The organism is Streptomyces sp. NPDC046985 (assembly GCF_040644415.1).
In the GTDB taxonomy this organism is placed as follows: Bacteria; Actinomycetota; Actinomycetes; order Streptomycetales; family Streptomycetaceae; genus Streptomyces.
In genome coordinates, this window is the sequence record NZ_JBEYWK010000027.1 from 60668 (window position 1) to 73953 (window position 13286).

Annotated in this window: 14 protein-coding genes; 4 read left to right on the forward strand and 10 right to left on the reverse strand. The window is 73.4% G+C overall.

The features are described from left to right. Positions 1 to 68 precede the first annotated feature (68 nt). Positions 69 to 992 carry an SDR family NAD(P)-dependent oxidoreductase gene (locus tag ABZ861_RS28605; protein ID WP_361635943.1) on the reverse strand — a complete coding sequence of 308 codons (924 nt, stop codon included), beginning with the start codon at positions 990 to 992 and terminating at the stop codon, positions 69 to 71. A 101-nt stretch (positions 993 to 1093) separates the two neighbouring features. Here ABZ861_RS28605 and ABZ861_RS28610 point away from each other — a divergent pair, with 101 nt between their 5' ends. Both ABZ861_RS28610 and ABZ861_RS28615 read left to right on the forward strand, forming a co-directional pair. Beyond that, a complete protein-coding gene (locus ABZ861_RS28610; protein WP_361635946.1) occupies positions 1094 to 1759 on the forward strand; it encodes a TetR family transcriptional regulator in 666 nt (221 codons plus the stop codon). 786 nt (positions 1760 to 2545) lie between these two features. Continuing rightward, positions 2546 to 3574 carry an AI-2E family transporter gene (locus ABZ861_RS28615; protein ID WP_361635949.1) on the forward strand — a complete coding sequence of 343 codons (1029 nt, stop codon included), beginning with the start codon at positions 2546 to 2548 and terminating at the stop codon, positions 3572 to 3574. Positions 3575 to 3731: 157 nt separating this feature from the next. On the opposite strand, the gene ABZ861_RS28620 is transcribed toward ABZ861_RS28615, so the two are convergent. Next, positions 3732 to 4172 carry a hypothetical protein gene (locus ABZ861_RS28620; protein WP_361635952.1) on the reverse strand — a complete coding sequence of 147 codons (441 nt, stop codon included), beginning with the start codon at positions 4170 to 4172 and terminating at the stop codon, positions 3732 to 3734. 460 nt (positions 4173 to 4632) lie between these two features. Between ABZ861_RS28620 and ABZ861_RS28625 the strand changes: the two genes are divergently transcribed. Then, positions 4633 to 5190, forward strand: coding sequence for a hypothetical protein (locus tag ABZ861_RS28625; RefSeq protein ID WP_361635955.1), 558 nt, complete (start codon positions 4633 to 4635; stop codon positions 5188 to 5190). 61 nt (positions 5191 to 5251) lie between these two features. Next, positions 5252 to 6127 (forward strand): hypothetical protein, encoded by an 876-nt coding sequence (locus ABZ861_RS28630; RefSeq protein ID WP_361635958.1) that lies wholly within the window; start codon positions 5252 to 5254, stop codon positions 6125 to 6127. 59 nt (positions 6128 to 6186) lie between these two features. Here the strand turns inward: ABZ861_RS28630 and ABZ861_RS28635 are convergent, their stop codons facing one another. The 8 genes from ABZ861_RS28635 to ABZ861_RS28670 form a co-directional block, all read right to left on the reverse strand. Continuing rightward, entirely contained in the window at positions 6187 to 6795 is a 609-nt protein-coding gene (locus tag ABZ861_RS28635; protein WP_361635988.1) for a hypothetical protein, read from the reverse strand. Positions 6796 to 7050: 255 nt separating this feature from the next. Continuing rightward, positions 7051 to 8262: a polysaccharide lyase family 7 protein gene (locus ABZ861_RS28640; protein WP_361635961.1), complete on the reverse strand. Its 1212-nt coding sequence runs from the start codon at positions 8260 to 8262 to the stop codon at positions 7051 to 7053. Positions 8263 to 8728: 466 nt separating this feature from the next. Then, the gene (locus ABZ861_RS28645; protein WP_361635964.1) at positions 8729 to 9190 is read right to left on the reverse strand and encodes a hypothetical protein; all 462 of its coding nucleotides are present in this window, start codon (positions 9188 to 9190) and stop codon (positions 8729 to 8731) included. A gap of 89 nt (positions 9191 to 9279) precedes the next feature. Then, positions 9280 to 9480 carry a hypothetical protein gene (locus ABZ861_RS28650; RefSeq protein ID WP_361635967.1) on the reverse strand — a complete coding sequence of 67 codons (201 nt, stop codon included), beginning with the start codon at positions 9478 to 9480 and terminating at the stop codon, positions 9280 to 9282. Between the two features lie 147 nt (positions 9481 to 9627). Continuing rightward, a complete protein-coding gene (locus ABZ861_RS28655; RefSeq protein ID WP_361635970.1) occupies positions 9628 to 10866 on the reverse strand; it encodes a cytochrome P450 in 1239 nt (412 codons plus the stop codon). A 136-nt stretch (positions 10867 to 11002) separates the two neighbouring features. Continuing rightward, positions 11003 to 12397: an FAD-dependent oxidoreductase gene (locus ABZ861_RS28660; RefSeq protein WP_361635972.1), complete on the reverse strand. Its 1395-nt coding sequence runs from the start codon at positions 12395 to 12397 to the stop codon at positions 11003 to 11005. Next, entirely contained in the window at positions 12387 to 12653 is a 267-nt protein-coding gene (locus ABZ861_RS28665; RefSeq protein WP_361635975.1) for a ferredoxin, read from the reverse strand. The genes ABZ861_RS28660 and ABZ861_RS28665 overlap by 11 nt, the downstream gene beginning before the upstream one ends. A gap of 258 nt (positions 12654 to 12911) precedes the next feature. Further along, positions 12912 to 13163, reverse strand: coding sequence for a hypothetical protein (locus ABZ861_RS28670; protein ID WP_361635977.1), 252 nt, complete (start codon positions 13161 to 13163; stop codon positions 12912 to 12914). Positions 13164 to 13286 lie beyond the last annotated feature (123 nt).

A 13286-nucleotide genomic window follows, 5' to 3' on the forward strand; every position in this document is an offset into this window, starting at 1 on the left:
GGCCCCTGCCGGGCGGTCAGGGAACCGCCTGCACAGCGGTGCACGCCGGGTCGGATCCGGCTGCGGTCTCACGAAGCCGTCTGCTGCGGAGTCACCGCCGGAAACGTCACCCCCGTCAGCTCCTCGGAGACGGTCCACAGGCGCTGCTGGACGGCCTGGTCGTGGGAGTCGGGGCTGGAGGCGACCAGCTTCGGGTAGCCGCGGATCTCGCCCCGGTTGCCGGGGCCGTAGTACTGGCCGCCGGTGACGGTCGGATCGGTGGCGGCGCGCAGGGTGGGCAGGGCGCCCATGTCGGCCTTCTGGGTGAGCAGCGGCGCGAGCCAGGCGACGGGCAGGCGGAGCGCGGCGGGCGTGTTGCGGAGCAGTTCGGTGTTGGACACGCCGGGATGGGCGGCGACCGCGACGGTGGCGCCGTGCGGTGCGAGCCGGCGCTGGAGTTCGTAGGTGAACATCAAGTTGGCCAGTTTGGCCTGGCCGTAGGCGGCGACGCGGCTGTAGGAGCGCTCCCACTGGAGGTCGTCGAAGTGGATCGCGGCCCGGATGCGGTGGCCGGTGCTGCTGACCGTCACGACGCGGGAGCCGGGGACGGGCAGGAGCCGGTCCAGCAGCAGGCCGGTCAGGGCGAAGTGGCCGAGGTGGTTGGTGCCGAACTGCAGCTCGAAGCCGTCGGCGGTGGTCTGCCGCGGGGTGTACATCACGCCCGCGTTGTTGATGAGCAGGTCGATGCGCGGGTGGGCGGCGCGCAGGTCGGCCGCCGCGGACCGGATCGAGTCCAGCGAGGTCAGGTCGAGGGCCTGCACGGTGACGTCGCCGGTGATGCGGGCGGCCGCCTGCTTGCCCTTCTCGACGTCGCGGACGGCCAGGACCACCGCCGCCCCGCGTGCGGCGAGCATCCGGGCGGTCTCGAAGCCCAGCCCGGTGTTGGCGCCGGTCACGACCGCCACCCGGCCGCGCTGATCGGGGATGTGCTGCTCGGTCCAGTCGCCGTTCATGGCGCACTCCTTAAGGAACCATCGGTCTGTTACGAGGACCAACTTAAGAGACCATCGGTCTTCTGTCAAGGGACCAGCGGTCTTTAAGCTAGACTGAGGGCGTGACATTCCAGCGGGCGCGAAGCGAGGAGCAGCGGGAGATCCGCCGCCGGGCGATCCTGGACGCGGCGGCGGCGATGCTCGACGAGATGCCCGTGTCCGAGGTGAGCCTCAACGAGCTGAGCCGACGGGTGGGCCTGGCCAAGTCGAACGTCCTGCGGTACTTCGAGTCGCGCGAGGCGGTGCTCCTCGAACTGCTGGACGTCTTCCTGGAGGACTGGCTCGCCGAGCTGGCGGACGAGCTGGCCGCGGGCATCGAGGCGCACGCGGCGCCGGAAGCGCGGGCGGGCCAGCTAGCCGAGGTCCTCAGCCGGTCGCTGGCGGACCGGGTGGTGCTGTGCGACCTCTTCGGCGCGCAGGGCGGCGTCCTGGAGCACAACGTCTCGGTCGAGGTGGTCAAGCGGCACAAGCACTCCTCCCTCACGCTGCTCGCGGCCATGACCGACCTCGTGCGCCGCCACGTGCCCGAGCTGGGCGACAGCGCGCAGTTGTTCTGCCTGATGTGCCTGGTCTCGGCGGGCGCCCTGTCGGCGTACGCCCCGCCGCCGCCCAGCCTCCTCGCCGCCTACGAGGACGAGCCCGCCCTAGGCGTGTTCCACCTGGAGCTGCGCGACGCTCTGCGGATCTCCTTCACCTCGGCGCTCCTGGGCGTGCTGCCGCGTGCCTGAACGCGTCCGCAGCCGACGCTCTTGCGCCTGTCCGGCCGGAACAGACGTCATCAGCACGACTTGGCCGGGGCCCCGGCCCGACGCCTCGGCGTCTGGTGGGGCCCACCGGTTCGCGCTGACCACTCTCGGCGATGGTCTGCCCCTCTTGGACGTGTCCAGCTTGGACGTGTCCAGGTGGCTCGGGCGCAAGACCGTCAGGGTGACGGATGCGGCGCTCATCCGGCACCGTGCCGATCTGGTGCTGACTGCGGCGAGGACGTGATCTCGCGTATCCGCAGGTCGGAGCGGCGAGCGAACATATGCGGTCGCTACGCGTCCACCCGCGGACCGGAGGATCTGGTCCGGCGGTTCCATGGAAACCGTGCACGAGGAGGCCGCCTTCCGCCGCGCCCGCCCGGCACCGGTGCCTGCTGCCCGCCGACGGCTTCTACGAGTGGCGGACCGTCGAGAGCGGGGACGGCGCCGCCCCTGACCCGGTTGCCCCGGCGGACGGGCGCCCCTCTGCGCCGTACGGGCGCCGGTGGCCCCCGATGACCGGCGACCTGGCGCGTTGCGGCGGGGGCGCCGTCGCCGGGGCCCGTACCGTGCGGGAGACGTGACCGTCGGCAGGCAACGGGAGGCGCGGTGGCGGAGGCGGGCGGTCCGGCGTCCGGACGGGGCCGCAGGCGCCCGGCGGGCGCCGCCGTGCTGGGCAGCCGGCCGGTGCCACGCGTGCGGCTGCCGCCGCGCCCCCGCCCCCGCCCCGCGCCGTCAGGCGCCCTAGAGCCGACCGGGGCGGAGCGGACGGTGCCCTGGCTGCGGGTCGCCGCCGCCTACGCCTGGCGGCTCATCCTCGTCGGCCTCGTCGTGTACGGGGTCTTCGTCGTCCTGGGCCGGTTCCAGCTCATCGCGGTCGCCCTGTTCGCCGCGCTGGTCGCCACCTCGGTCCTGCACCCCCTGGCGGACCTGCTGAACCGGGTGCTGCCGCGGTCCCTGTGCGTCGCGCTCGCCCTCATCGGCAGCCTGCTGCTCCTGCTGGCCCTGCTCGCCTTCGTGGGCGACGCGGTGGCGGGGGAGTCGTCGAGGCTGGCGAACGAGCTGCGCGGCGGCATCCGCCGGATCGAGCTGTGGCTGGAGGGCCCGCCTTTCCGGCTCGGCCGGGGCAGGCTCTCCGCGCTGCACAATCAGCTCGTGTCCTATCTGTCGGCGCACCGGGCGAGCCTGCTCGACAGCGCCCTGAGCGGCCTCGGCAGGCTCGCCGAACTGGTCACCGGGGCCGTGCTCGCCCTGTTCGTCTCGGTCTTCTTCCTCCACTCCGGACCGCGCCTGTGGGGCTGGACGCGCGACCGCCTGCTGCCCCGCGGCGCCCGAGCGGTCTGGGACACGGCCGGTCACGCGGCCTGGCGGGCCTTCGCCGGATACACCCGCGGCATCATCATCGTGGCCGCGACCAACGCCGTCCTCGTCGGCGTGGCCCTCGCCGTGCTGCGGGTGCCGCTGGCGCTGCCGTTGGCGGTGCTGGAGTTCTTCGCGGCGTTCGTGCCGCTGCTGGGGTCCCCGGTCGCGTTGGGCGTGGCCACGGTGGTCGCCCTCGCCGGGCGCGGCCCCCTCACCGCGCTCGCCGTGCTGGTGCTCATCGTCGTCATCGGCCAGCTCGAGGGGCACGTCCTGCATCCGCTGGTGATGAGCTGGGCGGTCCGCCTGCATCCGCTGGTGGTCGCCGTCTCCGTCATCGCGGGCGCCATCGTCGCCGGCGTCATCGGCGCCATCGTGGCCGTGCCGTTCGTCTCGGTCGTCTGGGCGGTCCTGTCCGCGCTGCGTCCCGCGCCGCGCTGAGCGGGCCGTCCGGTCGCGCGGCCGCCCGCACCGCCGACACGGCGTGACCTGGTGCGCCGATCGCGCGCCTTGCCCGGCCTGAACGGGTGCGCGAGGCATGGTGTGCGGCCCGGTGGGACCGGGCCGCACACCATGCCTCGCTCAGAGGAGCGGAGACTCAGCGATGACCGCCGCCGCCACCGCCGTGACCGCCACCGCCGTAGCCGCCACCTCCATGGCCGCCGCCGTAGCCGCCACCGTGACCGCCGCCGCCGTAGCCCCCTCCGTGGCCGCCGCCGTAGCCTCCGTAGCCGCCGTGACCTCCGTAGCCTCCGTAGCCACCGTGACCTCCGTAGCCTCCGTAGCCGCCGTGGTCACCGCGTCCGTGGTCTCCGTATCCGTAGCCGTAGCCGTAGCCTCCGTGTCCGTGGTGTCCGTAGTCGTAGCAGTCGCTCCACCATCCGCGGTCCGAGCAGTTGCGGCTGTACCCGGAGTGGTGGTGGCTGTAGCTCGAGTCGTGGGCCGAGGCGGTCCCCGCCGCGCCGATCGCAGCGCCGCCGGCCATGACGATCCCGGCCGCGGACACGGCGAACAGACGCTTCACGCGCAGTGCTCGCATGGGATTACCTTTCCTTCCATCGTCTCGCGTGTCGGAGGCGCGAGAGTGATGGCCGCGCCCGCTGATTGACTGACGGAGGGAAGACTGCGACGCGGTCGGAGATGCCGCTGCTGTCAGCGAATAGCACGTCTCCGTTGCCCGGACCCACCGCCCCGTCCGCGTCGAATGCGCGGGAGGCGCGGTCGCGGCCCCCGGGGGGACCTCACCGGACGGGGCGCACCCCGGTTGCGGCTCTCAGCAATAGACGCTAGTACCCCCTCAGTCCCTCGGCATCTCAAACGGACGGAATCCGCAAGTCGGTCTTGGCGACCGCTGTCGCGCCGCGCGCGCCAGCACCCCCGCGAGGCCCGAAAACGCCGCGCGCGCCGGCACCTCCCTAGGGCTCGAAAACACGGCCGAGACCGGCGCATAAGGCGGCTGACGGGGGGCACGCGAAGCAATGCCGAAAGGGGTGCCACACATGTCCACGGGAACACTTCTCGCGATCATCATCCCCATCGTCGTCGTGCTCGCCTTGATCGCGGTCGCGGTCTCCCTGGTGAGCCGGCGCCGCCGCCTCCGCAAGCGCTTCGGCCCCGAGTACGAGCGCACCGTCGAGGGCGCCGAGAACCGCCGGGCCGGCGAGCGCGAGCTCAGAGCCCGCGAAAAGCGGCACGACTCGCTGGACATCAAGCCGCTGCCCGCCGAGGCGCGCGATCGCTACTCGCGCGAATGGAGCACCGTGCAGGCGGACTTCGTGGACCGCCCCCTGGAAGCGGTGCACGACGCGGACCGGCTGGTGACCTCGCTGATGCACGAGCGCGGCTACCCGACCGAGGGCTTCGAGCAGCAGGTCGCGGACCTGTCCGTGGAGCACGGCCAGACGCTCGAGCACTACCGGGCCGCTCACGAGGTCGAATCGCTCAGCTCCGGCAGCGAGGCCACCACCGAGCAACTGCGGGGCGCGATGGTCCACTACCGCGCGCTCTTCGACGAGCTGCTCTCCGACGAGGGCCGGGCGCAGCACGCCCGATCCTGACCACTGGGCCGCCACGCCGGCCGGCGCCACCCGTGCCGCCGGCCGTGCAGGAAGGAACGACATGCGAGACAAAGACAAACCGAGCCGCTTCGGCGGGCGGCTGTCCACCGACGACCTCGCCAAGGGAACCCCGGCGGACTCGGAGGGACAGAGCGCCGGTCAGCCCGGCGCCGCGGCGCCCCAGACCCCGGCCGGCCCCGGTGAGCGCACGGGCGCGCGCACCGGCGAGCCGACGCGGTCCGGGCAGCCCGCCGCCCAGCCGCCCGGTCCCGCGGGACCGGCGGGCACGGCGCCCGCCGAGACGGCTGAGACCGACACGACCGCCGGAACCGGCACGACCCCCGAGACGGCGGACTCCATACGCACCTCGCCGGACGCCGAACGCACTGCTCCGCCCCAGGACACGGGCCTGAGCACGGACGCCGAGCGGAGCGCGGCGACCGGGACCGGCGTCGCTCGCGACCGGGACGCCGACCGCGACCTGAGCGCCGACCGCGACGTGAGCGCCGACCGCGACCGGATCCCCGGCGCGGACGCCGGAGCGGACCGGGACACGCGCGCTGGCACGGACCGGGAGACGGGCGCCGGCGTGGACCGGGAGACGGGCGCTGGCACGGACCGGGAGACGGGCACCGGCGCGGACCGGACCGCGCCCGACGAGGAGAGCGCCCCCCGGCTGATGGCGGAGGACGAGGAGCACAGTTTCCGCGACCGCTGGCACGACGTGCAGAGCACGTTCGTGGACGACCCGCGCGAGGCCGTGCACGCCGCCGACGCGCTCGTCGCCGAGGTCATGCAGACCCTGGCCGCCGGCTTCGCCCGGCACAAGGGGGATCTCGAAGGCCAGTGGAGCCAGGGCGAGAAGGTGGACACCGAGGACCTGCGCAGGGCGCTGCGCCGGTACCGGTCCTTCTTCAACCGCCTGCTCGACAACTGACGCAGGACCGTCAACCGCCTGCTCGGCAACTGACGCACGACGCCGCGTCCACGGTGGCCTCACCCGGCCACCGTGGTGGTGACCCGGACGACGCAGGGTCTGCGCGGCGTCGAGCCGAAGCCGAACCGCACGGGCGGCGTGAGGTCGGCCAGCGCGCCGAGGTTCTCGCCGTCGAAGACGGCGGAGGCGTAGTCGATACGGCGCAGGTCCCGCGCCCCGTACCACTCATGGCGTCCGCCGCCCGCGCTGCCGTGGGTGCGGACGCCGCGCAGCAGCCGCGCCGGGCGGTCCACCGCCGCGATCCAGGCCGGGTGGACGGCGAGCGGGCGCGGCACGGCGCTCAGCAGCAGTCCGAGCGCACCCCGGCCGCCGGTCGTGAAGTCCAGACGCAGCGACGGTGCGGACACGCTCCACAGGCCCGCCGCCGCCCGCGCCAGGACCGGTTCCACGCGCACCTCGTCGAAGCCGTAGGTGTCCGCGATGAAGCGCGCCTTCTCCCGGTCCGGGGCCAGCAGCACCCGATGGCCGTCGGCGCGCTCCACCATGACGTCGCTGAAGTGCCCGAACGGCGACCGCGGCCAGCAGCCCAGCACCAGACGCGCCCCCGACGCCGTGCCGATGCCCGCGATGAACCCGTCGAAGACCCAGCGGGGGCGGCGCTCGCGCACCGCACCGCTCCCGCCGTCCCGCAGCCAGCGGCCGCTGATCACCCCGCGCCCCTTCCCGGCCGCCCCGTCCGCGCGAGGTCGCGTCACGGGTCCGGCCACGTCCTGCCGAGGCCGACGGCACAGCGCCGAAGGCCGTCCGCGCGGGTGCCCCCGGCCCGGCCTGCCGAAACGGCGCCCTGGCGCATGAGCATCACGGTATACGCGGACGGCCGGCGCACGGCGCCGCCGGTCGGGGGAGGCCCGTGCGGACCGCTCTCAGGTGTGGCTGACGGTGACGCTGTAGACGTTGGTCTCGCCGTAGTCGCTGGAGCTGCACGGCGACGAGTTCGTGCAGTTGGCCTGGACGTAGGCGCCGGCCTTGAAGTAGTTGCCGGAGCCGGTGTAGGGGATCGTCGTCTCCAGCGTGCCGTTGTAGTACGCCTTGATCTGGCCGCCGCTGACGACGTACTTGGCCTCGTAGACGGTGCCGAGCTGGTAGCCGCTGGTGACCAGCTTGTAGTGGGTGGTGTCGCCCTTGGTGATGTAGAGGCTGCTGCCCTCCAGCCGGAACACGGTGACGTCGTCGCTGTCGTCGTGGATCTGGGCCCCGACCACCTGCGGCTTGTCGTTCGGCAGATGCGTGAACGCCTCGCGGACGATCAGGGTGTGGGTGCCGGAAGTCGCGGACCAACTCGCCTCGTCCGCGCCGTTGTTCTTCATCTCGCGCAGTTCGGAGCGCGGGTAGCCGGAGCCGCTGGTGGTGGTGCCGTTGACGGCGGCCCGGAACTGCACCGCGGTGCCCGCGGAGTTGACCGTGAAGTACGGGCTGTTGGAGTAGGAGGCCAACTGGGGCTGCTTGATCTCGGTGGGGCTCTCGGAGGGGCCGACGGGCAGCGTCTCCTTCCAGTTCGTGAGGTTCAGCAGACCCGCCGGCACGGCGCCGCCGCCGCCCCCCGAGCCGGCGCCGCCCCAGACCTCGACCTCGGTCAGGCTGTTCCAGGTGCCGCTGGCGCCGCTGTTCGTGACGTAACCGTGCCCCACGTAGCGGACCTTGGACGTCTGCACCGCGGCGAAGCTGAAGGACTCCAGGCCGGTGCCGGCGCCGCTGGTGCGGGTGTCGACGACGGTGGACCACGAACTGCCCGTCCAGTACTGGAGCTGGAAGACGTTCTTGCGGGTGTCGCCCTGGTAGACGGCGACCTTGACGTGGGTGACCGTCTGGACCGCGCCGAGGTCCAACTGGAGCCACGCGCCGTCGCCGTCGCCCGACCAGCGGGTGCCGTAGTCGTTGTCCACCGCGTTGGCGGGCGCGTGGGAATCGCTGGTGCTGGCCGTCACCGAGGCGGGGCCGGGGGTGATCTCCACGTCGGCCGCCTGCGCCGGGGTCGGCGCGACCAGGCCGACGAGTCCCGCCGCGGCGGCGGCGACGGCGGCGACGGCTCTGCGACGGCCTCGGGGCGCGAGACGCGGGAGCTGGGCAGGGCTCATGGCAGACCTTCCTCTGCTTGGGCGTGGTGCGCGGCAGTCCTGCTGACCGTGACCGAATCCCCCGGGAAGCAGCGGGGCCGGATCGACAGCGCATCGTATAGGCCCGAGGTCGTCCGGCGACATGGCGCGGGGAAACACTCCGCCTCACCGGGGCGGCGGGACGGTGCACGTCAACGTCCCTTGGAGCAAGGGCCGTTGAGCGGTCACCGTCCCGCACGCCGCCGCAGACGCGCGGTCTGCCAGGACACGGCGCGCCGGATCTCCGGTTCGCGCAGGCCGGTACGGCAGCCGCGCTGCCCCCAGCGTGAGCGCCTGGTCGCCGCTGCCGCGCGACGACGACCGGACCCGCCGGGCTCGCATGCCCGGGGGTCGGCCGTGCGGCGTGGGTCCGCCCGCGGCGATCAGCAGGGCGGTCGCCCGGTGGCCGCCGCCCGGCTGGCGCGAGCGGCGGCCCCGGACCGGACTCTCAGTTCCACAGCGAGTAGGACACGGTGTGCCCGTATCCGTCCGGCCGTGCGCCCGGGAAGGTGAGGCTGAGCCGGGTGAAGTGGTCCACCTGCGGGTCCTTCTTCCACGGCTCCGGGCGCTCCAGGCGCACCTCCACGGGGTACGAGCGGAAGGTGCCGGCCGCGCAGTACGGCTTGCAGTCGTTGACGAAGTTGACGCCGCGGGCGACGGCGGTGCGGCCGTTCCACGTCGACCACCGCAGCGAGGAAAGTCGGCTGTTGCCGTCGCCGCAGGCCAGGATGAACGCGTCGGGGCGCGCCTGCGGCTTCCACAAGCAGTCGACGAAGACGGGCTGTCCGGGCGCTGTCTGCCGCACGGCGGACGTCTGAGCCGCGGATGCCGCGGATGCGGTTCCCAGACCCGCGCTGAGCAGGGTGGCGGCGCAGAGCGCGATCGCGGTCCTCACTGTGTGTTTGCCCATGTCTGCTCCCAGCCGACGACGTCTGATCTCTGTACCGACGCTACGGCCGCGACGGTGGCCGCACCACTCGGACGGAGCAACGCGCCGTGTCACGCCGGTGGCTTTCGGTCGGCGGCCGGAAGCGGCGGCGCCGCGCCGCTTCCGGGTTCCGGCTGGCAGGTCTCGCACAGTTCGTGAGCGCCGTCCCTGGTGACGACGGTGCCCCAGCCCAGGCAGTGCTCGCAGTCGCGGGCCAGGCCGAGATCGGGGCGGGGAGGAGGGGCGGGACTGTGAGGGGCGCCGTACGCCATGCGGGGGCCGCTCCTTGGCATCGCGAAGGGAACGCCCACCAGTTTGTCGCATTCTTCTGTTTTGTCCAGAATATTTGGTCAGAGTCATCGTCGACGTTCACGCGCCCGCACCCTGAGTGGCGGGGGTCACCAGGGAGCCAGAGGGCGTCAGGGCCGCACCCCGGCGACGTCGACGTTCAGATGGCGCGGGCCGCGCAGCACCGCGTTCGGCCGGTACGGCGGCGGATCCTCGACGAGGCGGGGGTCTTCCAGGCGCCGTGCCAGCTCGGCCAGGGCGATCTGCGCCTCCACCCGGGCCAGCGGCGCGCCGAAGCAACTGTGGATGCCGCTGCCGAAGCCCAGGTGCTCGACGTCCGACCGGTCCGGGTCGAACCGGTCGGGGTCCTTGAAACGCTCCGGGTCCCGGTTGCCGGCCGCCAGCACGAGCCAGATCCGCGAGCCCTTGGGGATCGTCACCCCGCGCACCTCCACGTCCGCGAGGCAGGTGCGCTGCGGCACGAGCTGCACGGGCGGCTCGTAGCGCAGCAGCTCCTCCACGATCCTGACGGACAGCGCGGGCTCCTCGCGCAGCCGCCGCAGGTACTCGGGGTGGCGCAGCAGGGTGAGCATGCCGTTGGCGATCAGGTTGACCGTCGTCTCGTGACCGGCGATCAGCAGCAGCACCGCCGTGCTGAGCACCTCCATCATCGACAAGGACCCGTCCGGGCCGTGCGCGGCGACCAGGTCGGACAGCATGTCGTCCCGGGGCTCCCTGGCCCGCTGCTCTACCAGCCCGGCCAGATACACGCCGAGCTGGACCCGCGCCTCCTGCGCCGCGCGCTGCACCGGGGCGTCGGGATCGTCGCGGGTGTCCGGGTCCAGCGCGGCCACGATGGGGTCGACCCAGGCGCGAAAACGCGGCTCGTCCTCGCGCGGCACGCCCAGCAGCCGGCAGATCACGATCACCGGAAAGGGGTAGGCGAACCGGTCGACCAGGTCCACGCGTCGCTCGTCGGCGAAGCCGTCGATCAGTTCGCTCACGATCCGGTGCAGCTCCTCGCGCATGGAGTCGATCCGGTGCGGCCGGCGCGGCGGCCCGAAGGAGCTGTTGGCGATCCGCCGCAGCCGGTCGTGCTCGGGCGGGTCGAGCCGGAGGAAGCTCGGCGGCAGGCCGGCGGCCTCCGGTCCCGGCAGCTCGTCGGCGCCGGGCACGGCGAGGTTGGCGGCGTCCGAGCTGATCCGCGGGTCGTGGAGCAGGCCGAGAATGTCGTAGTACGAGCTGACGACGTACGGTCCGCCGTCCTCCTCGTGCAGCACCGGTGTGGCGCGCAGCTCCTCGTACAGCGGATAGGGGTCGGCGCGGCTGGCGTAGTCGGTGATCCGGCGCAGGAGCGAGGGCGGCGTCATGAGGGTCCTCGGGGCGTGGGGTCCGGGGCGGGACCCGGGCGGGGCCGCCGGCCCGAGGCGGGGACGGCGGCGGGCGAAGAGCGGGAGGCGGGTGCGGGAGAGGGAGAGGGCTGGGAGGGGGCCGCGGGGCGGCCGCTCAGCGGCGGGCCGGGGTGAACACCAGGCGCCGGTCGGCGGGGGAGTAGCCGCTGAGCGTGGCGGTCGGGCCGTGGGTGGGCAGCGACGGGTCGGGGAAGTCGGCCGGCTGCGGCTTGCGGCCCTCGGGCCTGCGGTCCATCGTCGGGTACTCGACCGGGAACGGCGCGCCCTGCTCGATCTGCCGTTCCCAGAACTCCAGCCAGCGGGCGCCGTCGAAGCTCACGGCCGCGATGACCCGGCCCTGGTGGCCGTACACGGCGACGAAACGGCGTTCGGCGAGCGAACCCTGGGCGATCATGATCTCTTCGCCCATGGACGGCACGCCGACCGACTTGATGTTCACGCCGAACTGCGACGACCAGAAGGCGGGCACCCACAGGTGCGGACGCCGGTCCGCGCTGGAGCTGATCATGTTGTGCGCGGCCACCTCGGCCTGCGCGACGGCGTTCCCCCAGTGCTCCAGGGACAGGAACTGGTAGCCGAACAGCGGGTGCGGGGAGCGGGCGACGTCACCGGCCACGAACACGTCGTCGGTGACGATGCCGCGGCAGTCGAACGCCCGGCAGCCCGCGTCGCAGGCGATGCCGCGCGGTCCCGCGCCCAGCCCGGAGCCGGTCAGCCAGTCGGTGTTGCGGATCGCGCCGAGGCAGATCACCACGACGTCCGTCTCGACCACGCTGCCGTCGGACAGGTGCGCGGCCTTCACCCGGCCGATCGAGTCGCCCTCCAGGGCCGTGACCATGACGCCGGTGCGCAGGTCCACGCCGTTGTCGTGGTGCAGTTCGGCGGCCACCGACCCGATCACCCCGCCCAGGGCCCCCACCAGGGGAGCGTCCGCGCGCTCCGCGACGCTGACCTCGATCCCCTGCTCCCGGCAGGCCGAGGCGATCTCGGATCCGGTGAACCCGGCGCCGATGACGAACACCCGGCGCGGCCCGGCCTTGAGCCGGCGCTCCAGCCGCTCGGCGTCGTCTCGGGTGCGCAGCAGGAAGAGCCCGTCGAGCTGGGCCTCCTCCTCCTTCGGCCACGGCCGGGCGCGTACCCCGGTCGCGATCAGCAGCCGGTCGTAGGGGACCTCGTCGCCGTCGGCGAGCCGCACCCGCTTGGCCGCCAGATCCAGACCGGTCGCGGCCACGCCGAGCCGCCAGGTCGCGTCGATGTCGCGCCGCCGGGGCAGCTCCGTGTGCTTCGGCGACGCCTTGCGGAGCAGCACCGCCTTGGACAGCGGGGGACGGTCGTACGGCAGGTGCGGCTCGTCGCCGATCATGGTCAGCTCGCCGGTGAAGCCCCCGGCGCGCAGCGTCTCGGCGGCCTTCAGCCCGGCCAGCGAGGCGCCCACGATCACGATCCTGCCCTCGCGCCGGAACCAGTCGTGGAACTCCTCAACGGCCACGGCCGGCCTCCTGCCCGGCCACGGACACGGACACGGCGCCGTGCTCGCGCCGGTACGGCCCGTCGTCCAGCCCGTCCGCGGTGATGGCCTGCACCGGGCACGCGGCGACCGCCCGCGCCACCTTCTCCTTCAGTTCGTCGTCGGCCCGTGGGTTGTAGACGAGCGCCTCCTCGCCGTGCATGGTGAACACCTCCGGCGCGAGGAACGCGCACTGCGCGTACCCCTGGCACCGGTTCAGATCGACGACAAGCCTCATGCGCGACCCGCCCTTCCGGCGGCGAGGTCCGGGGCGCCGGCGCTGGGCGGGCTTCCTCGGACGGCGGACAGTTCTCCCTCGCCAGCATCGAAGGCCGGCGGGCCGCCCGCGCGCCGGGACCGGCCGATCGAGTGACGCGCCCGGCGCCCCGGCGCCCCGGTGGCCCCGGCGCATCCCGGGACGCCCCGGTCCGCGGCGGCCGTCAGGGGCCCCGCCGGTGTCAGGGCCCCGAGGTGGCGTCAGGGACCCGAGGTGGCGTCAGGGCGTCGCGGGGGCGGCGCCGGGCCCGGGGCGCCGGCCGCTCGCCGCGAGGATGTGGGCGCTGAGCACCAGCGCCCAGGCGGGGAAGACCAGCTCGGCCCACGGCACGTTCGACGCGGCGAACAGCAGCGTCAGCGCGGTGAGCAGCCCCAGCACGGTCAGCCACCGCGGCAGGACGCCGAGTCGGCGGCCCATCACGGACAGTGAGCAGGCGAAGACCGCCGCCATCCGCATCGCGTACCCGGTCATCAGCGTGTACGCGAACTCGCGGCCGAAGTCCCGGCCGTGCCGCCGTACTCGTCGATGACGACGGCGACATGGTTGCGCTCCTTCTGCATCTCGCGCAGCAGGTCGCCCGCGTTCTTGGTGTCC

Coding starts and splice junctions, on each gene's coding strand:
- ABZ861_RS28605 (WP_361635943.1), bottom strand. CDS start 992: ATGAACGGCGACTGGACCGAGCAGCACATCCCCGATCAGCGCGGCCGG.
- ABZ861_RS28620 (WP_361635952.1), bottom strand. CDS start 4,172: ATGCGAGCACTGCGCGTGAAGCGTCTGTTCGCCGTGTCCGCGGCCGGG.
- ABZ861_RS28625 (WP_361635955.1), top strand. CDS start 4,633: ATGTCCACGGGAACACTTCTCGCGATCATCATCCCCATCGTCGTCGTG.
- ABZ861_RS28630 (WP_361635958.1), top strand. CDS start 5,252: ATGCGAGACAAAGACAAACCGAGCCGCTTCGGCGGGCGGCTGTCCACC.
- ABZ861_RS28640 (WP_361635961.1), bottom strand. CDS start 8,262: ATGAGCCCTGCCCAGCTCCCGCGTCTCGCGCCCCGAGGCCGTCGCAGA.
- ABZ861_RS28645 (WP_361635964.1), bottom strand. CDS start 9,190: ATGGGCAAACACACAGTGAGGACCGCGATCGCGCTCTGCGCCGCCACC.
- ABZ861_RS28650 (WP_361635967.1), bottom strand. CDS start 9,480: ATGGCGTACGGCGCCCCTCACAGTCCCGCCCCTCCTCCCCGCCCCGAT.
- ABZ861_RS28655 (WP_361635970.1), bottom strand. CDS start 10,866: ATGACGCCGCCCTCGCTCCTGCGCCGGATCACCGACTACGCCAGCCGC.
- ABZ861_RS28665 (WP_361635975.1), bottom strand. CDS start 12,653: ATGAGGCTTGTCGTCGATCTGAACCGGTGCCAGGGGTACGCGCAGTGC.
- ABZ861_RS28670 (WP_361635977.1), bottom strand. CDS start 13,163: ATGACCGGGTACGCGATGCGGATGGCGGCGGTCTTCGCCTGCTCACTG.